This is a genomic window from Affinirhizobium straminoryzae (genome assembly GCF_007004135.1).
Lineage (GTDB): Bacteria > Pseudomonadota > Alphaproteobacteria > Rhizobiales > Rhizobiaceae > Neorhizobium > Neorhizobium straminoryzae.
Window position 1 is genome coordinate 1 of sequence record NZ_VJMG01000080.1, and the last position, 18644, is coordinate 18644.

The 18644-nt window shown below is 63.5% G+C and carries 19 protein-coding genes; 16 read left to right on the forward strand and 3 right to left on the reverse strand.

All coding sequences use genetic code 11. The features are described from left to right. Together FNA46_RS23080 and hemC are read right to left on the reverse strand one after the other, a co-directional pair. Positions 1-615, reverse strand: a 615-nt coding sequence (locus tag FNA46_RS23080; RefSeq protein ID WP_143127573.1) for a uroporphyrinogen-III synthase, incomplete at its 3' end; no start/stop codon positions are given. A 6-nt stretch (positions 616-621) separates the two neighbouring features. Next, positions 622-1551: a hydroxymethylbilane synthase gene (gene hemC, locus FNA46_RS23085; RefSeq protein ID WP_143127574.1), complete on the reverse strand. Its 930-nt coding sequence runs from the start codon at positions 1549-1551 to the stop codon at positions 622-624. A gap of 73 nt (positions 1552-1624) precedes the next feature. Here hemC and tsaD point away from each other — a divergent pair, with 73 nt between their 5' ends. Genes tsaD through FNA46_RS23110 form a run of 5 tightly spaced genes read left to right on the forward strand, consistent with a single transcriptional unit; the run spans position 1625 to position 5142 of the window. Beyond that, the gene (tsaD, locus tag FNA46_RS23090; protein WP_143127575.1) at positions 1625-2719 is read left to right on the forward strand and encodes a tRNA (adenosine(37)-N6)-threonylcarbamoyltransferase complex transferase subunit TsaD; all 1095 of its coding nucleotides are present in this window, start codon (positions 1625-1627) and stop codon (positions 2717-2719) included. Continuing rightward, complete coding sequence (locus FNA46_RS23095; RefSeq protein WP_143127576.1) at positions 2716-3720, forward strand: NAD(P)H-dependent glycerol-3-phosphate dehydrogenase; 1005 nt, start codon at positions 2716-2718, stop codon at positions 3718-3720. The genes tsaD and FNA46_RS23095 overlap by 4 nt, the downstream gene beginning before the upstream one ends. A gap of 18 nt (positions 3721-3738) precedes the next feature. Next, the gene (locus tag FNA46_RS23100) at positions 3739-4035 is read left to right on the forward strand and encodes a YciI-like protein (RefSeq protein WP_143127577.1); all 297 of its coding nucleotides are present in this window, start codon (positions 3739-3741) and stop codon (positions 4033-4035) included. 7 nt (positions 4036-4042) lie between these two features. Further along, a complete protein-coding gene (locus FNA46_RS23105; protein ID WP_143127578.1) occupies positions 4043-4486 on the forward strand; it encodes an EVE domain-containing protein in 444 nt (147 codons plus the stop codon). A 56-nt stretch (positions 4487-4542) separates the two neighbouring features. After that, complete coding sequence (locus tag FNA46_RS23110; RefSeq protein WP_425468801.1) at positions 4543-5142, forward strand: class I SAM-dependent methyltransferase; 600 nt, start codon at positions 4543-4545, stop codon at positions 5140-5142. Between the two features lie 47 nt (positions 5143-5189). Here the strand turns inward: FNA46_RS23110 and FNA46_RS23115 are convergent, their stop codons facing one another. Continuing rightward, complete coding sequence (locus FNA46_RS23115; protein WP_143127579.1) at positions 5190-5600, reverse strand: hypothetical protein; 411 nt, start codon at positions 5598-5600, stop codon at positions 5190-5192. A gap of 297 nt (positions 5601-5897) precedes the next feature. Here FNA46_RS23115 and sdhC point away from each other — a divergent pair, with 297 nt between their 5' ends. The 11 genes from sdhC to FNA46_RS23170 all read left to right on the forward strand — a co-directional run bounded on the left by sdhC (position 5898) and on the right by FNA46_RS23170 (position 18633). Further along, positions 5898-6290, forward strand: coding sequence for a succinate dehydrogenase, cytochrome b556 subunit (gene sdhC, locus FNA46_RS23120; RefSeq protein ID WP_143127580.1), 393 nt, complete (start codon positions 5898-5900; stop codon positions 6288-6290). 11 nt (positions 6291-6301) lie between these two features. After that, on the forward strand, positions 6302-6682 hold the full coding sequence (gene sdhD / locus FNA46_RS23125; RefSeq protein ID WP_143127581.1) for a succinate dehydrogenase, hydrophobic membrane anchor protein: 381 nt from the start codon (positions 6302-6304) through the stop codon (positions 6680-6682). A gap of 6 nt (positions 6683-6688) precedes the next feature. Next, positions 6689-8530: a succinate dehydrogenase flavoprotein subunit gene (gene sdhA / locus FNA46_RS23130; RefSeq protein WP_143127582.1), complete on the forward strand. Its 1842-nt coding sequence runs from the start codon at positions 6689-6691 to the stop codon at positions 8528-8530. 2 nt (positions 8531-8532) lie between these two features. Beyond that, complete coding sequence (locus FNA46_RS23135) at positions 8533-9459, forward strand: glycosyltransferase family 25 protein (protein WP_143127583.1); 927 nt, start codon at positions 8533-8535, stop codon at positions 9457-9459. After that, a complete protein-coding gene (locus tag FNA46_RS23140; protein WP_143127584.1) occupies positions 9452-10231 on the forward strand; it encodes a succinate dehydrogenase iron-sulfur subunit in 780 nt (259 codons plus the stop codon). Before FNA46_RS23135 ends, FNA46_RS23140 begins: the two co-directional genes overlap by 8 nt. A 169-nt stretch (positions 10232-10400) precedes the next feature. Further along, complete coding sequence (locus FNA46_RS23145; protein ID WP_143127585.1) at positions 10401-10946, forward strand: protease inhibitor Inh/omp19 family protein; 546 nt, start codon at positions 10401-10403, stop codon at positions 10944-10946. Positions 10947-10994: 48 nt separating this feature from the next. Then, positions 10995-12161 carry a cell division protein ZapE gene (gene zapE, locus FNA46_RS23150; protein ID WP_143127586.1) on the forward strand — a complete coding sequence of 389 codons (1167 nt, stop codon included), beginning with the start codon at positions 10995-10997 and terminating at the stop codon, positions 12159-12161. A 175-nt stretch (positions 12162-12336) separates the two neighbouring features. Next, a complete protein-coding gene (mdh, locus tag FNA46_RS23155) occupies positions 12337-13299 on the forward strand; it encodes a malate dehydrogenase (protein WP_143127587.1) in 963 nt (320 codons plus the stop codon). 33 nt (positions 13300-13332) lie between these two features. Beyond that, entirely contained in the window at positions 13333-14526 is a 1194-nt protein-coding gene (gene sucC / locus FNA46_RS23160) for an ADP-forming succinate--CoA ligase subunit beta (protein WP_143127588.1), read from the forward strand. A 19-nt stretch (positions 14527-14545) separates the two neighbouring features. Continuing rightward, positions 14546-15448 (forward strand): succinate--CoA ligase subunit alpha, encoded by a 903-nt coding sequence (sucD, locus tag FNA46_RS23165; protein ID WP_143127589.1) that lies wholly within the window; start codon positions 14546-14548, stop codon positions 15446-15448. A 188-nt stretch (positions 15449-15636) separates the two neighbouring features. Then, positions 15637-18633 carry a 2-oxoglutarate dehydrogenase E1 component gene (locus FNA46_RS23170; protein WP_143127590.1) on the forward strand — a complete coding sequence of 999 codons (2997 nt, stop codon included), beginning with the start codon at positions 15637-15639 and terminating at the stop codon, positions 18631-18633. The last annotated feature ends 11 nt before the right edge of the window (positions 18634-18644 follow it).

The window sequence follows — 18644 nt, forward strand, 5'->3', positions numbered from 1 at the left end:
GGCCACCTGCGGGCTGAGGCACAGAACATGGAAAGCATGATCCCGCTTTTCGGTCAGCCGGGGTGTTAGCCGGCGAAAGACATGCCGGGCTGCTTCCTTCGAATAGAGAAGCAGGGCCTCGGGCAGCGGCGAGAGCGCCGCCACAGCCTCGGCACCCCATGCCACCTCCCGCATCGCATAGGCGACGACGGTGGACACCTTGATGCCGGCCCGGGCAAGCCCGGCCTCGAAGGCGGGAGAGCGCGGATCGCCCGCCAGATAGAGAAGGTTCCCCACCTGTCGGTCAATGATCAGCCTTGCCAGCGCCTCGCCCGTGCCGGTTCCGGCCTCGACATGGTGGAAGCCGGCCTGCCGCGCCGCCTCGGCGGTCGCCGCGCCGACCGCAAACACCGGTGTGTCGTAATGTGCGGTCAGGTCGAGGCCGATCAGTGCCCGCACCGCCTCGGCGCTGGTGATCGCAAGGCTGCCATGCGGGGTGGTGAGCGCTGCGGCAATCGCCTGCGAGTGATGTACCGGCTCCGTGACCGGCAGCAGGATTGGCTCGTGCCCGAGACGGCGGAGCTTTTCCGCCGTGCGTCCGGCACTTGCCGAAGGCCGGGTCACGATCACCCGCATGGTCCGTCAGCTCCAGTCGGAGAAGAAGGCGGGGCCGGCGGCCATGCGCACGGTGGTGCCGGCCTTGTGGCCGAGAGCCACCGCATCGCGGCGCCTGCCGTCCAGCTGCACTGCATGTTCCTGGCGCCCGTCCGGGGTCAGGATCAGGCCGGAGAATGTCAGGTGATCGCCGTCGCAGACCGCATAGCCCGCGATCGGCGTGCGACAGCTTCCGTCCAGCGCCGACAGAAAGGCGCGCTCGCAGCTGACCGCGTCGAATGTCGGCCGGTCGTTGATCGCTTCCAGCAGGTCGAGCACCCTGCGGTCGCCGATCCGGCTTTCGACGCAGATCGCCCCTTGCGCCGGTGCCGGCGGAAACTCTTCCGGATCCATCAGTTCGGTCACGACATCGGTCATGGAGAGACGGTTCAGCCCGGCAAGTGCCAGAAGCGTCGCATCCACCTGGCCTTCTTCCAGCTTGCGCAACCGCGTTTCCACCAGCCCGCGAAAGGTGATGACGGAAATGTCCGGCCGGCGGCGGCGGATCAGCGCCTGGCGACGCAGCGAGGAGGAGCCCACCACCGCGCCATCCGGCAGTGCGGACAGCGTCGGCGCGGTGCGGCCGATGAAGGCATCGCGAAAATCCTCGCGCGGCAGGAAGGCCGAAAGCTCCAGCCCGTCTGGCAGCATGGTCGGCATGTCCTTGGAGGAATGCACGGCAAAATCCAGTTCGCCGGTCAGAAGCTTGGCTTCCAGTTCCTCCGTGAACAAACCCTTGCCACCCACTTCCGAAAGCGCGCGGTCGGTGATGCGGTCGCCCTTGGTGGAGAGCACCACGATCTCGAACATCTCTTCCGGAAGCTGATGCGCCGCCATCAGACGGGCGCGTGTTTCAGAAGCCTGGGCCAGTGCCAGCGGGCTGCCGCGCGTGCCGATCCGGAAAGGTTTTGTTTGCATCTGTCGTCATCCATTGTTACCCGTCAGCTTCGTAACCGGCTTTGGCGGGCATCGCAATTCAACCTGACGCTTCATGACCTCTTCCCTGCGCATCCTTGGCATTGAAACCAGCTGCGACGAAACCGCGGCGGCCGTGGTTTTGCGGCATGCGGACGGCCGTGGCGAAATCGTCTCCGACGTCGTTTTGTCGCAGCTCGAGGAACACAGCGCCTTTGGCGGCGTGGTGCCGGAAATCGCCGCGCGCGCCCATGTGGAGGCGCTGGACGGCCTCGTCACCGAGGCGCTCACCCGCGCCGGCGTTTCCCTGCAGGAGATCGATGCCGTGGCGGCGACCGCCGGTCCCGGCCTGATCGGCGGCCTGCTGGTCGGCCTGATGACCGGCAAGGCGATCGCCATGGCGGCTGGCAAGCCGCTCTATGCCGTCAACCATCTGGAAGGCCATGCGCTGACGGCGCGATTGACCGATGGCCTTGCCTTTCCCTATCTGATGCTGCTCGTCTCCGGCGGCCATACGCAACTGGTCCTGATCAAGGGCGTGGGCGATTACGAGCGCTGGGGCACCACCATCGACGATGCGTTGGGCGAGGCCTTCGACAAGACCGCCAAGCTGCTCGGTCTGCCCTATCCCGGCGGTCCGGCGGTGGAGAAGGCGGCGCGGTCCGGTGATCCCGAACGTTTTGATCTGCCGCGTCCGCTGGTCGGCGAGGCGCGCCTCGATTTCTCCTTCTCCGGCCTGAAGACGGCCGTGCGGCAGGCGGCAACCGCCATCCAGCCGCTGACGGAGCAGGATATTGCCGATATCTGCGCCTCCTTCCAGCGCGCCATTTCGCGCACGCTGAAGGATCGCATCGGCCGCGGTCTTGCCCGGTTCCGTGAGCGCTATCCCGAGGAAAACAAGCCTGCGCTGGTCGTTGCCGGCGGTGTCGCCGCCAACCAGGTTTTGCGCGCCACGCTGCAGGAGCTTTGCTCCGCGCACGGCTTTTCCTTCATCGCGCCGCCGATCCGGCTCTGCACCGACAATGCAGCGATGATCGCCTGGGCGGGGCTGGAGCGCATGGCCGCCGGCCTGCCAGACGATCCGATGGCGGTTGCGCCGCGCTCGCGCTGGCCGCTCGATGCGGAGGCGGCCGCGCGGATCGGATCCGGCAAACGGGGAGCCAAGGCATGAGCGCACCACAGGACGGCCAACGCGAAAAGATCGTGGTGATCGGCGCCGGCGCCTTCGGCACGGCGCTCGCCACCGTGATTGCGCTGGAGGGCAAGGCTGGCGTCACGCTGCTCGGCCGCGATCCGGCCCTGATGTCGGATCTGCGCAATGACCGGATGCATGAAGCGGCGCTGCCCGGCGTTCCGCTGCCCGATGCCCTGGATTTTTCCACCGAGCCGGATGCGCTTGACGATGCAAGCATCGTGCTGTTTGCCATGCCCTCGCAGGCGCAGGGCGATGCGGCCCGCCATTACGGCCCCTATCTGCATGCTGATGCACTGGTGGTGACCTGCGCCAAGGGCATCGAGCGTTCCACCGGCCGTCTGCTGACCGACGTTCTGGAGCAGGCGCTCCCGCGCCATCCGGTTTCGGTGCTGTCCGGCCCCGGCTTTGCGGCCGACATCGCCCGTGGCCTGCCGACCGCGATGGCGATTGCCGCCGGCGATCCGGCGGTGGCCGAACGCCTCGCGCATGCGGTGTCCGGCCGCACCTTCCGGCTTTATGCCGCTACGGATCGCATCGGCGTCCAGCTCGGCGGTGCCTTGAAGAATGTGCTGGCGATTGCCTGCGGCATTGTGGAAGGCGCCGGCCTTGGCGATTCCGCCCGCGCCGCGCTGATTTCGCGTGGACTGGCCGAAATGTCGCGGCTGGTGTCTGCGATGGGCGGCCAGGCGGAAACCGTGCGCGGCCTCTCCGGCCTCGGCGACCTGGTGTTGACGGCAACCAGCCATCAGTCGCGCAACCTGCGCTTCGGTATCGGGCTCGGACAGGGGGAGCCTGCCGATGCGCTGGGCGGGCTGCTGGTCGAAGGCGCCTTCACGGCGGCCATTGCCGCAAGCCTTGGCCAGAGCCATCAGGTGGACCTGCCGATCACGGCGGCCGTCGCCGCCATCATCGAGGGCCGGCTAGACGTCGCGACCGCGATGGAACAGCTGATGACCCGCCCCATCACCACGGAATAGTCCAAGGAGACACGACCCATGGCCATCTTTGCCTTCGTTTGCGCCGACAAGCCGGATCACCTGCATGTGCGCATGGAAACCCGCCCGGCCCATCTCGACCACCTGAATGCGCTGAACGACAAGGGCATCCTGAAAATGGCCGGCCCCTTTCTCGATAACGAAGGCAAGCCGAATGGCAGCCTCGTGATCGTCGAGACCGACACGATCGAGGAAGCCCGCGCGCTGGCCGATGCCGACCCTTACGCCAAGGCCGGCCTGTTTGCCTCCGTCGAGGTCAAGCCCTTCAACTGGGTCTTCAACAAGCCGGGCGCGTGAGGCTGAAATGGCATCCTACTGGCTCTACAAGTCGGAACCCTTCAAGTGGTCCTGGGCAATGCAGAAGGCCAAGGGCGAGACCGGGGAGGAATGGACGGGTGTCCGCAACTATCTGGCGCGCAATAACATGCGGGCCATGAAGATCGGCGACAAGGGCTTCTTCTACCACTCCAACGAGGGGCTGGAGATCGTCGGCATCACCGAGGTCTGCGCGCTTTCGCATCCGGATTCGACGGCAGAAGGTGACCTGCGCTGGGACTGCGTGGATATCCGCGCTGTCTGTGACATGCCGAAGCCCGTTTCGCTGAAGGATGTGAAGGCGAACCCGAAGCTCGAAAAGATGTCGCTCGTCACCTCCATGCGGCTCTCCGTACAGCCGGTGACGGAGGAAGAGTATTTCGAGATCTGCCGCATGGGCGGTCTCGATAACCCGCCGCGCTCGCCGGATTGACGGGGGCCGCGCTGAAAACCGAGCCCCGCGCCTTCATCCTCGCCAATACACGCCTCATGGCGCCGCCGCATGTGCCGGAAATCAGCCTCCATCTGGCCGACGAGGCACATGATCTCTGGCTGAAGACGGAAGAGGATCTGGAGGCGATCGGTCTTCCGCCGCCGTTCTGGGCCTTTGCCTGGGCGGGCGGACAGGGGCTGGCCCGCTATCTCCTCGATCACCCGGATGTGGTGCGAGGGCGCCATGTGCTGGATTTCGCCACCGGCTCGGGCCTCGTGGCGATTGCTGCGATGCGGGCCGGCGCTGCCGGCGCTACTGCCGCCGACATCGATCCGTGGACGCAAAGCGCCGTTGCCTTGAATGCCGCGGCCAACGGTGTCGACATCACCTTCTGCGGCGCGGATCTGGTCGGCCGCGCCGTCGAGGCGGATGTCGTGCTGGCCGGCGACGTCTTCTACGACCGCACCTTTGCCGACCGGCTCGTGCCGTGGTTTGCCGGCCTTGCCGAGGCGGGCCGCACCGTCATCGTCGGCGATCCCGGCCGTGCCTATCTGCCGAAGGACAGGCTTGTCCCGCTCGCCACCTATCAGGTGCCTGTCACCCGTGCGCTGGAAGACAGCGAGATCAAGAAAACCACCGTCTGGCGCTTTGCCTGAGAACCACGGGGCCTTGGAACCACGGGCAGTCTCGATCCGTCGAACGCTCAGCGACCGCCGCGAATCACGCACACGCCCGCTTCGATGGTGCATGCCGCCTTTGGCAGGAACGCGTCGCGGCCGGTGTCGCTCGAGATCTCAATGATGCGGGCAGATGGCGGGTTTGCAGGCGCCGGGCGCGCGGCGACCGCGCCTGCCTCCCGCAGCAGATAGAGACCGTTGCCACGGATGCGCATGGCCAACAGGCTGCCGGCAAAGGTGCCAAGGCCCGGAACGACCGATGGCAGTCTGCTGCCCGCGATCTGCCGGCTTTTTGCCGTTTTCGCATGCAGTCCCGTCGGATGATCCGACGGCGACCATGCCGCCTGATCACTTCTGGCAGCCGTGCCCGTGGCGGTTATCCCGATTGCAAGAAGAAGAGCCGTCATCCTGACGGGAATGATGCGGAGTGCCATCATGGCCTCGTCCTGTCTGTTCATTTAAGCAAGCCTTAACACAAACTGTGTCCAATGGCGCCTAAGATCGTGAAAAACTGATCTATTTTCATATGCTAACGTAGATCCGATGCATGACGCATACGGACGTCCCGGGCCCGGCCGACCCCAATCGATTAAATTTAAAATCCTTCTGGAATCGGCTTGTGGTCTTGTCGTCCGGCGATTAAACCACCCGATGATGCAATGCACATCTTTACGGCATGGTGCATTGCCGGACGCGCTCCCGCGTGAATGCGCACCGAACGCCGCGAGGATATGATGGCGAATATGACAAAAAATCGGCCGCTGTCGCCGCACCTTCAAATCTACCGTTTCACCCCCACCATGGCCATGTCGATCGTGCACCGCATCACCGGTGGCGCACTTTATTTCGGCACCGTGCTGGTGGCTGCGTGGCTGATTGCCGCTGCCTCGGGTGAGCAGGCCTTCAATGCAGTGAACTGGTTCTTCGGCTCCTTCGTAGGACAGATCATCCTGTTTGGGTACACCTGGGCGATCCTGCACCACATGCTGGGCGGTCTGCGCCACATCATGTGGGACCTCGGCTACGGCTTCGAGAAGCATTTCTCCACGAAGCTTGCCAAGGCCAGCGTGGTCGCATCCGTAGCGCTGACCGTCCTTGTCTGGGCGGTGGTGCTGATCGTTCGCTAAGGAGAAGAACCATGGACATGCGTACTCCCCTCGGCAAGGTTCGGGGTCTCGGTTCGGCAAAGAGCGGCACGGAGCATTTCTGGAAGGTCCGCACGACCTCGATCGCGCTTGTGCCGCTGCTGCTGTTCTACGTGGTCTTCCTCATCGTGCATGCGGGCAAGCCCTATGCCGAGGTCGTCTCGGCGCTTTCCAATCCCTTCGTCGCCACCATCAATGCGCTCACGATCATCGCCAGCATCGTGCACATGAAGCTCGGCATGGAAGAGATCATTCAGGATTACATCCATACCGAAGTGACGAAGCTCGTGCTTCTCATGCTCAATTCCTTCTTTTCGCTTCTCATCGGCGGCCTCTGTCTGTTCGCCGCCCTGAAGATCGCATTCGCAGGATAACCCTCCATGGCATCGATCACCCCCATTGCGCAGACCGGCAAGGCCTACACCTATGTCGACCATTCCTATGACGTCATCGTCGTAGGGGCCGGCGGCGCGGGCCTTCGCGCGACGCTCGGCATGGCCGAGCAGGGCTTCAAGACGGCCTGCATCACCAAGGTTTTCCCCACCCGTTCCCACACGGTCGCGGCCCAGGGCGGCATCGCGGCCTCGCTGCAGAACATGACGCCGGACAGCTGGCAGTGGCACCTTTACGATACCGTGAAGGGCTCCGACTGGCTGGGCGACGTGGACGCCATGCAGTACATGGTCATGGAAGCGCCGAAGGCGGTCTATGAGCTGGAACATTACGGCGTGCCTTTCTCGCGCAACGAGGAAGGCAAGATCTACCAGCGTCCGTTCGGCGGCCACATGCAGAATTTTGGCGCCGGCCCGCCGGTGCAGCGCACCTGCGCCGCCGCCGACCGCACCGGCCATGCCATCCTGCACACGCTTTATGGCCAGTCGCTGAAGAACAATGCGGAATTCTTCATCGAGTATTTCGCGATCGACCTCATCATGTCCGATGACGGCCGCTGCACCGGTGTCGTCGCCTGGAACCTTGATGACGGCACCATCCATCGCTTTGCCGCCAAGATGGTGGTGCTGGCGACGGGCGGTTACGGCCGCGCCTATTTCTCGGCAACCTCCGCCCATACCTGCACCGGCGACGGCGGCGGCATGGTGGCGCGCGCCGGCCTTCCGCTGCAGGACATGGAATTCGTGCAGTTCCATCCGACCGGCATCTACGGTTCGGGCTGCCTGATCACCGAAGGTGCGCGCGGCGAAGGCGGCTACCTCGTCAATTCCGAAGGCGAGCGCTTCATGGAGCGCTATGCGCCGTCGGCGAAGGACCTTGCATCGCGTGACGTCGTCTCGCGCTGCATGACGCTGGAAATCCGCGAGGGTCGCGGCGTCGGCAAGAACAAGGATCACATCTTCCTGCATCTCGACCATCTCGATCCGGCCGTTCTGCACGAGCGCCTGCCGGGCATTTCCGAGAGCGCCAAGATTTTCGCCGGCGTCGACGTGACGCGCGAGCCGATCCCGGTCCTGCCGACCGTGCACTACAACATGGGCGGCATTCCGACCAATTACTGGGGCGAAGTGCTGAACGCCGACAGTGCCAATCCCGAACGTCTGATCCCCGGCCTGATGGCCGTCGGGGAAGCGGGCTGCGCTTCGGTGCACGGCGCCAACCGCCTTGGCTCCAACTCCCTGATCGACCTCGTGGTCTTCGGCCGCGCCGCTGCCATCCGCGCCGGCCAGGTCATCGACCGCGCCTCGCCGGTTCCGGCGCTCAATACGGCCGCCTGCGACAAGATCATGGATCGCTTCGACGGTCTGCGCCATGCCTCCGGCGGTACGCCGACGGCGGTGCTGCGCGACAAGATGCAGCGCGCCATGCAGGAAGACGCCGCCGTGTTCCGCACGCAGGAATCGCTGGAAAGCGGCTGCCAGCGTCTCTCGGCGATCTGGGGCGAGATGAAGGACATCAAGGTCACCGACCGCTCGATGATCTGGAATTCCGATCTGGTCGAAACGCTGGAACTGCAGAACCTGATGGCCAACGCCATCACCACGGTCTACAGCGCCGAGGCTCGCAAGGAGAGCCGCGGCAGCCATGCGCGCGAGGATTACACGGAAGGTCCGTTCGGCGGCCGTGACGATGTCAACTGGCGCAAGCACTCGCTGGCCTGGGTTGGCGAGAACGGCGAAGTGAAGCTGGACTATCGTCCCGTCCACACTGATCTGATCGCTGACGGTATCGACCCGGTCAAGATCGAACCGAAGGCGCGCGTGTACTGACGATGAACCTGGCGGCCTCTCCGATCGATGCGACGACCATCGCTCCCGGCGGGAGGCCTCTCGGGCTGTTTGCAATCAATCTCGACCGCTCGCCGGACCGGTGGGCCGAGATCGAGCGCGGCTTTGGCGGTATGCCCTGGCCGGTTCATCGGGTGCGGGCGCTGGATGCCCGCAGCGATGCGGATCGAGTCCTGTCGGTGCGCGGAACTGTGCTGTGCTTTCCGCCAGACGCAATCGGATGGAACGCACACCGCAACCGGCAGTTCATGTTAACGGAAGAGGCGTGCCTCTGCGGCCATGTGATGGCCTGGCGGCAGTTCCTCGCCTCGGATTTCCGTCACGCGATCGTGCTGGAGGATGATGCGGTTCCGCTCGCCGGCTTCGTGCCGGTAGTCAGCCGGCTTCTGAGCGACGGCTTCGATGCCGATGTGGTGAAGCTGGAAGGCATTTACCGTCCGGGCGGCCGCAAGGTCATCGATCTGGCACGGCTCGGCGATCATCGCCTGGTGCGCTCGCTGCGGCCGGTCTCAGGCGCTGCGGCCTATCTGATCACCCGCGCGGCGGCCGAACGGCTGCTCGAGCGGATCGGCAAGGCGCTCATTCCGACCGACGACTTCCTCTGGGCGCCGTCGTGGCATGGGTTGAAGGTCGCGGATGTCGCGCCCTTCGTCGCCATGCAGTCGGGTGCGACGAGCGTGATTGCGACCAGCGTGAAGGCCAAGAAGGCCGGCACCCGCAAACCCGTGCTGCGCGGCCTGACGACGGCGCTGACGCGGCTTTCGGAGCGGCTCTCCCTCTACTGGAGGGCCTGCGAGGGACGGCCGGTACGACTTTTGACTGCAACCATGGCGCCGTGGGTGCCGGATGACTATAACCTAGGAAACAGAACGGCGGTGATCGCCGAGGATCGAAGGTCCAGCAATGGTTGAACTTGCTCTCCCGAAAAACTCCCAGATGTCCGAAGGCAAGACCTGGCCGAAGCCGGCAGGCGCCAAGAACGTGCGTGAATTCCGCGTTTATCGCTGGAATCCGGACGATGGCCAGAACCCGCGCATCGACACTTATTTCATCGACGTCGATGATTGCGGCCCGATGGTGCTGGACGGTCTGCTCTACATCAAGAACAAGATCGATCCGACGCTGACGCTGCGCCGTTCCTGCCGCGAAGGCATCTGTGGCTCGTGTGCCATGAACATCGACGGCGCCAACACGCTCGCCTGCACCAAGGGCATGGACGATGTGACGGGCACGGTGAAGATCTATCCGCTGCCGCACATGCCGGTGGTGAAGGACCTCGTGCCGGATCTGACCAATTTCTACGCCCAGCATCGCTCGATCGAGCCCTGGCTGAAGACGGTATCGCCGACGCCGGCCAAGGAATGGAAGCAGAGCCATGAGGACCGGCTGAAGCTTGACGGCCTCTATGAGTGCATCCTGTGCGCCTGCTGCTCGACCTCCTGTCCGTCCTACTGGTGGAACGGTGATCGTTACCTCGGTCCTGCCGTTCTGCTGCAGGCCTATCGCTGGCTGATCGACAGCCGTGACGAGGCCAAGGGCGAGCGCCTGGACAATCTGGAAGATCCCTTCCGCCTCTATCGCTGCCACACAATCATGAACTGCGCCCAGACCTGTCCGAAGGGCCTCAACCCCGCCAAGGCGATTGCCGAAATCAAGAAGATGATGGTCGAGCGCCGCGTCTGACGCAGGCCTTGTCCGCCCTTGACCTCGCGCAGATGTGTTCCATCTGCGGGGGCATTGGGCGCATCGGCAGCATTGCGAGGCTTTCGCGGCTTGATTTGACATACCTCTTGGCGATAATTCAGCCGTCCGTCGCGCCTGGGTTCGGCGCGTGTTGCATGGGAGCTTTGTGATGCAGTTCAGATATGTGGTGACCGGCGTAGCGGTTGCTCTTGCCTTGGCCGGCTGCCAGCGTACGTCTTACAGTCCCTACAGCAACCTGCCCGGGCCGGCGCCGCTGCAGGCGCAGCCCGTTCCCTCCGTCCAGTCCGGCTCGCTTGATGCGCCGGCAGGCGCCGGAGATCCCTCGCAGTTCCCGGCTGCTCCCACCGGCAACACAGCGGTTGCCTCTCTGCCGCCGGGCGGTGCTGCTGCCGGTGCGCCGCCCGCCACCGCGCTCGATGTGACCAAGGAAACCATGGTGGGCAATTGGCGCGTGTCCAGCGCCGGTGCCACCTGCGACATGTTCCTGACGCTCACCAATCTCGGCAGCGGCTCGCGTGGCGGCACGCGCGGCTGCGTTGGCGAACTGACGACCATGGGCTCCTGGGAAGTCAGCGGCAAGACCGTTCTCTTCAAGAGCCGTGCCGGCGACGTGATCGCCCGTGTCTACAAGAGCGCCGACACCCGTTACGACGGCACGACCCAGTCGGGACAGCCGGTCAGCCTCTCCCGCTAAGCCATCGGGCGGAAGGGCGCTGCCTTTCCGCCGCAAGAGGCGCCTTCCATGCAATCCCTTCCCGATTTCAACCACAGCGTCGGCGACGAGCTGAAAGCCATGGTCGCCGCCGGCACGCTGACGCTCGACAAGGCGCAGCTCGATGTGGCGACCCGCCTCGACCGGGTGCTATCAGCGCTGCGCGAACAGCGGCCCGCGAAGAAGAGCAGCGTTCTTGGCTGGCTGTTTGCCAAGCAGAGCATGCGGCGCGAGGCCGGCATTCGCGGCCTCTACGTCTATGGCTCCGTGGGTCGCGGCAAGACCATGCTGATGGACATGTTCTTTGCCAAGGCGCCGGTTGCGAAGAAGCGCCGTTGCCATTTTCACGAATTCATGGCCGATGTGCATGCCCGCATCCACGCTCACCGCCAGAAGCTGAAGGCTGGAGAGACGAAGCAGGCGGATCCCGTGCCGCCGGTTGCAGCCGACCTGTTTGCCGAGGCAGAGCTGCTCTGCTTTGATGAGTTTTCCGTCACCGACATTGCCGATGCGATGATCCTCGGCCGGCTGTTCACCGAGCTGTTTTCGCTCGGCTGCGTGCTGGTCGCCACCTCCAACGTGGCGCCGGACGATCTTTATCGTGAAGGTTTGAACCGCAGCCTGTTCCTGCCCTTCCTCGATCTTTTGAAACGCTATGTCGAGGTGACCACGCTCGACTCGCCGACGGATTATCGCATGGAGAAGCTGGCAAGCCTGCCGGTCTATCTGACGCCGCTTTCCGGTGAGACATCGGTTGCCATGGAGGCCGCCTGGCATCAGGTGACGGATGGGGCCAAGGCGGCGCCGGCAGAAATTCCGCGAAAGGGTCGGGTGATCCGGGTGCCACGGGCCGCCGGCCGTGCTGCGCGTTTCAGCTTCGCCGATCTGTGCGAAGCCCCGCTTTCGGCTGCCGACTATCTCGAAATCGCCGCTCGCTACGATGTTGTCTTCGTGGAGGGCGTGCCTCTGCTCGGTCCCGAAAAACGGAATCAGACGAAACGCTTCATCAACCTCGTCGATGCACTCTACGACAAGACGGTGCGCCTGTTCGTCACCGCGGCCGCCACGCCTGACGCACTGCTGACAGAAAGGCGTGGTACCGAAGGCTTCGAATTCGACCGGACGATATCGCGTCTGTTCGAGATGCGCAGCCCCGACTACCTGAGCCTGCATCACGAAAAACGACGCGGGATTTAACGCTTTCTTGATAAAAACTCTTACGTTTACGTAAGAGTTTTTATATCTAACCGTTTGAAAATGCTGGTCTCAAAATAATCGGTTGCCATTTTCCGGCGCAAGGGCTATGCGAGTGGCCGAAACCGGTCGACAGATCGCATGCCGGCCGTGCATTCCAAACAGAGGAAGCATTTCGATGGCTCGCAAGAAGATTGCACTTATTGGTTCCGGCATGATCGGCGGCACGCTGGCTCATCTGGCCAGCCTGAAGGAACTGGGCGACATCGTCCTGTTCGACATCGCCGACGGCATTCCGCAGGGCAAGGGCCTCGATATTGCGCAGTCCGGTCCGGTGGAAGGCTTCAACGCCAAGCTTTCCGGTGCCAGCGATTACGCAGCCATCGAAGGTGCGGATGTCTGCATCGTCACCGCTGGCGTTGCCCGCAAGCCGGGCATGAGCCGCGATGACCTGCTGGGCATCAACCTCAAGGTCATGGAACAGGTCGGTGCCGGCATCGCCAAGTATGCGCCGAACGCCTTTGTGATCTGCATCACCAACCCGCTCGATGCCATGGTCTGGGCGCTGCAAAAGTTCTCCGGCCTGCCGAAGAACATGGTCGTCGGCATGGCCGGCGTTCTCGACTCCGCACGCTTTCGCCTGTTCCTCTCGGAAGAATTCAATGTTTCGGTTCAGGATGTCACGGCCTTCGTTCTCGGCGGTCACGGCGACACCATGGTGCCGCTCGCCCGCTACTCCACGATCGGCGGCATTCCGCTGACCGATCTGGTCAAGATGGGCTGGATCACGGAAGAGCGCCTGGAGCAGATCATCCAGCGCACCCGTGACGGCGGCGCCGAAATCGTCGGCCTGCTGAAGACCGGCTCGGCTTACTACGCGCCGGCTGCTTCCGCCATCGAGATGGCTGAATCTTACCTCAAGGACAAGAAGCGCGTGCTGCCCTGCGCCGCCCATCTGACCGGCCAGTACGGCGTCAACGACATGTATGTCGGCGTGCCCACCATCATTGGTGCGGGTGGCGTCGAGCGCGTCATCGAGATCGATCTCAACGGCGACGAGAAGGCTGCCTTCCAGAAGTCCGTCGGCGCCGTTGCCGGCCTCTGCGAAGCCTGCGTCACAATCGCGCCGGTTCTCAAGTAATCGCCAAGCGGCCCAGAACCCAAGGACCAGACGATGAACATTCATGAATACCAGGCCAAGGCTCTCCTGAAGGGCTATGGCGCGCCGGTCGCTGAAGGCGTGGCGATCCTTTCCGTCGATGAGGCCGAAGCTGCTGCCAGGCAGCTTCCGGGTCCACTCTACGTGGTCAAGAGCCAGATCCATGCCGGCGGTCGCGGCAAGGGCAAGTTCAAGGAACTCGGCCCGGACGCCAAGGGTGGCGTTCGCCTGGCGAAGTCGATCGAGGAAGTCGTGGCGCACGCCAAGGACATGCTCGGCAACACGCTGGTGACGGCCCAGACCGGTGAAGCCGGCAAGCAGGTCAACCGCCTCTACATCGAGGACGGCGCCGACATTGCCCGCGAACTCTACTGCTCGCTGCTGGTGGATCGTTCGGTTGGTCGCGTGGCCTTCGTTGTGTCCACCGAAGGCGGCATGGACATCGAAGCCGTTGCCCATGACACGCCGGAAAAGATCCACACCATCGCCATCGACCCGGAAGCCGGCGTGACCGCCGATGATGTGGCCAAGATCGTTGCGGCGCTCGCCCTCGACGGTGCTGCTGCCGAAGACGCCAAGTCGCTCTTCCCGGCGCTCTACGCTGCCTTCAATGAGAAGGACATGTCGCTTCTCGAGATCAATCCGCTGATCGTCATGACCAACGGTCACCTGCGTGTTCTCGATGCGAAGGTATCCTTCGACGGCAACGCGCTGTTCCGCCACGACGATGTCAGGGCGCTGCGCGACGAGACCGAGGAAGACACCAAGGAAATCGAGGCCTCCAAGTGGGATCTCGCCTACGTGGCGCTCGACGGCAATATCGGCTGCATGGTCAACGGCGCAGGCCTTGCCATGGCGACGATGGACATCATCAAGCTGTACGGCAAGGAGCCGGCAAACTTCTGCGACGTCGGCGGCGGCGCCGGCAAGGAGAAGGTGGCGGCTGCCTTCAAGATCATCACCGCTGACCCGAAGGTCGAGGGCATCCTCGTCAACATCTTCGGCGGCATCATGAAGTGCGACGTCATCGCGGAAGGCGTGATCGCCGCCGTGAAGGAAGTCGGCCTCAAGGTTCCGCTGGTCGTGCGTCTGGAAGGCACCAATGTCGAGCTTGGCAAGAAGATCCTGAACGAATCGGGCCTTGCCATCACGGCTGCCGACGACCTCGACGACGCGGCCAAGAAGATCGTTGCCGCGATCAACGGCTAATTGAAGGACCGGAACGACAATGTCCATTCTTGTTAACAAGAACACCAAGGTCCTCGTTCAGGGCCTGACCGGCAAGACCGGCACCTTTCACACCGAGCAGGCGCTCGCCTATTACGGCACGCAGATGGTCGGCGGCATCCACCCGAAGAAGGGCGGCGAAACCTGGACCGGCTCCAAGGGTGAAACCCTGCCGATCTTCACTTCGGTTGCCGAAGCCAAGGAAAAGACCGGCGCCGACGCCTCCGTGATCTACGTTCCGCCGGCAGGTGCTGCAGACGCGATCATCGAAGCGATCGATGCTGAAATCCCCTTCATCACCTGCATCACCGAGGGTATCCCGGTCATGGACATGGTGCGCGTGAAGGCAAAGCTCGACAAGTCGAAGTCCCGTCTGCTCGGCCCGAACTGCCCGGGCATCCTGACGCCGGAAGAATGCAAGATCGGCATCATGCCGGGCTCGATCTTCCGCAAGGGCTCGGTCGGTATCGTTTCGCGCTCCGGCACGCTGACCTACGAAGCTGTCTTCCAGACCTCCAACGAAGGTCTCGGCCAGACGACGGCTGTCGGCATCGGCGGCGACCCGGTCAAGGGCACCGAATTCATCGACGTGCTGGAAATGTTTCTGGCCGACGAAGCCACGACCTCGATCATCATGATCGGCGAAATCGGCGGCTCGGCGGAAGAAGATGCAGCACAGTTCCTGATCGATGAAGCCAAGAAGGGCCGCAAGAAGCCGATGGCCGGCTTCATCGCGGGTCGTACGGCTCCGAAGGGCCGCACCATGGGCCACGCCGGTGCTGTCGTTTCCGGCGGCAAGGGTGACGCAGAATCCAAGATCGCGGCGATGGAAGCGGCTGGCATCAAGGTTTCGCCGTCCCCGGCGCGCCTTGGCAAGACTCTGGTTGAAGTCCTCAAGGGCTGACGCCACATAAGACCGAGCTGATAAGCTCCGGGCAGGCGAATCAGGAAAGGTTCGCCTGCCTCTGTCGCAACTGGGAATGGCTCGTCCTTCCGGCGTGACAGGCGACGAATGCAAGCGACGGTCGGCGCTTTCCAAGATCCGGCCCCCAATTACGTCAGGAGGCGGGCGTTCAGGTCCGCATAAAGATCATGGCACGGCAAGAAGCCAACGAGCAGTTTCTCATCACCTCGTTCCTCGACGGCGCGAATGCGGCCTATATCGAGCAGCTCTACGCTCGGTACGAGGAAGATCCGACGTCGGTCGGTCCCGAATGGCAGTCCTTCTTCAAGGCGCTGGGCGACAATCCGGACGACGTGAAGAAGGCGGCGACCGGTGCCTCCTGGCAGCGCAAGAACTGGCCGATCCCGGCCAATGGCGAGCTGGTCTCGGCGCTCGACGGCAATTGGCCGGTGGTCGAGAAGGCCATCGAGAAGAAGGTCCAGGCCAAGGCCGAGGCAACCGCTGCCGCTGCCGGCAAGCCGGTTGATCCGGCCGCCGTGCTGCAGGCGACACGCGACAGCGTGCGCGCCATCATGATGATCCGTGCCTATCGCATGCGCGGCCACCTGCATGCCAAGCTCGACCCGCTGGGTCTGGCTGCGCCGGTGGACGATTATAACGAATTGTCGCCGACGGCCTACGGCTTCACGGAGGCCGATTACGACCGCAAGATCTTCATCGACAACGTGCTTGGCCTCGAATACGCGACCATTCGCGAAATGCTGGCCATCCTGGAGCGCACCTATTGCTCCACGCTCGGCGTCGAGTTCATGCACATTTCCAACCCCGAGGAAAAGGCCTGGATCCAGGAGCGCATCGAGGGGCCGGACAAGGGCGTTGCCTTCACCGCCGAAGGCAAGAAGGCCATTCTGCAGAAGCTGGTCGAGGCCGAGGGCTTCGAGCAGTTCATCGACGTCAAGTACAAGGGCACCAAGCGTTTCGGCCTTGATGGCGGCGAATCGCTGATCCCGGCGCTGGAACAGATCATCAAGCGCGGCGGCCAGGACGGCATGGAAGAGATCGTTCTCGGCATGGCCCATCGCGGCCGCCTGAACGTTCTGACCAACGTCATGCACAAGCCGCACCGCGCCGTCTTCCACGAGTTCAAGGGTGGCTCCTTCAAGCCCGACGAAGTCGAGGGTTCCGGCGACGTGAAGTATCACCTTGGCGCCTCCTCGGATCGCGAGTTCGACGGCAACAAGGTCCACCTGTCGCTGACGGCCAACCCCTCGCATCTGGAAATCGTCAACCCGGTCGTCATGGGCAAGGCCCGCGCCAAGCAGGATATGCTGGCCAAGGTCTGGGATGGCGACGTGATCCCGCTCAAGGAACGCGCCAAGGTTCTGCCGCTTCTGATCCACGGCGATGCGGCCTTCGCCGGCCAGGGCGTCGTGGCTGAAATCCTCGGTCTCTCCGGTCTTCGCGGCCACCGCGTTGCCGGCACGATGCACGTCATCATCAACAACCAGATCGGCTTCACCACCAATCCGGCCTATTCGCGTTCCTCGCCCTATCCGTCGGATGTCGCGAAGATGATCGAGGCGCCGATCTTCCACGTCAACGGCGACGATCCGGAAGCGGTCACCTATGCCGCCAAGATTGCCACCGAATTCCGCATGAAGTTCCACAAGCCGGTCGTGGTGGACATGTTCTGCTACCGCCGCTTCGGCCATAACGAAGGCGATGAGCCGGCGTTCACCCAGCCGAAGATGTACAAGGTCATCCGCGCCCACAAGACGGTGACGGAACTTTATGCCGACCGCCTGATCTCGGAAGGCCTGATCACCGACGGCGAATTCCAGAAGATGAAGGCCGACTGGCGCGCCCATCTGGAACAGGAATTCGAAGCCGGCCAGAGCTACAAGCCGAACAAGGCCGACTGGCTCGATGGCCAGTGGTCCGGTCTGCGCTCGGCCGACAATGCCGACGAGCAGCGCCGCGGCAAGACCGCTGTGCCGATGAAGAACCTGAAGGAGATCGGCCGCAAACTCGCGACCGTTCCGGACAGCTTCAACGCGCACCGCACGATCAAGCGCTTCATGGAAAACCGCGCGCAGATGATCGAGACGGGCGAAGGTATCGACTGGGCCATGGCCGAGGCGCTTGCCTTCGGTTCGCTGGTCACCGAAGGCCACAAGATCCGTCTATCCGGTCAGGATTGTGAGCGCGGCACCTTCTCGCAGCGTCATTCTGTTCTTTACGATCAGGAGACCGAAGAGCGCTACATTCCGCTCGCCAACCTCGCGCCCAACCAGGCCCGCTACGAAGTCATCAACTCGATGCTGTCGGAAGAGGCGGTTCTCGGCTTCGAATACGGCTATTCGCTGGCCCGTCCGAATGCGCTGACGCTGTGGGAAGCCCAGTTCGGCGACTTCGCCAACGGTGCGCAGGTGGTGTTCGACCAGTTCATCTCGTCGGGCGAACGCAAGTGGCTGCGCATGTCCGGTCTCGTCTGCCTTCTGCCGCATGGCTATGAAGGTCAGGGTCCGGAACACTCTTCGGCACGTCTGGAGCGCTTCCTCCAGCTCTGCGCCGAAGACAACATGCAGGTTGCCAACTGCACGACGCCGGCCAACTATTTCCACATCCTGCGCCGTCAGATGAAGCGCGACTTCCGCAAGCCGCTGGTGCTGATGACGCCGAAGTCGCTGCTGCGCCACAAGCGCGCAACCTCGACGCTGGCGGAAATGGCGGGCGAAAGCTCGTTCCACCGCCTGCTGTGGGACGATGCGGAAGTGATCAAGGACGGTCCGATCAAGCTGCAGAAGGACGCCAAGATCCGCCGCGTCGTGATGTGCACGGGCAAGGTCTACTACGATCTCCTCGAAGAGCGCGAAAAGCGCGGCATCGACGACATCTACCTGCTGCGCATCGAACAGCTCTACCCCTTCCCGGCCAAGGCGCTGATCAACGAACTCTCCCGCTTCCGTCATGCGGAAATGGTCTGGTGCCAGGAAGAGCCGAAGAACATGGGGGCCTGGGCCTTCATCGACCCGTACCTGGAATGGGTGCTGGCCCATATCGATGCAAAATATCAGCGCGTCCGTTACACGGGCCGCCCGGCTGCCGCCTCGCCGGCGACCGGCCTGATGTCGAAGCATCTCGCCCAGCTCGAAGCCTTCCTCGAAGACGCGCTCGGCGGCTGATTTCAGCCGCC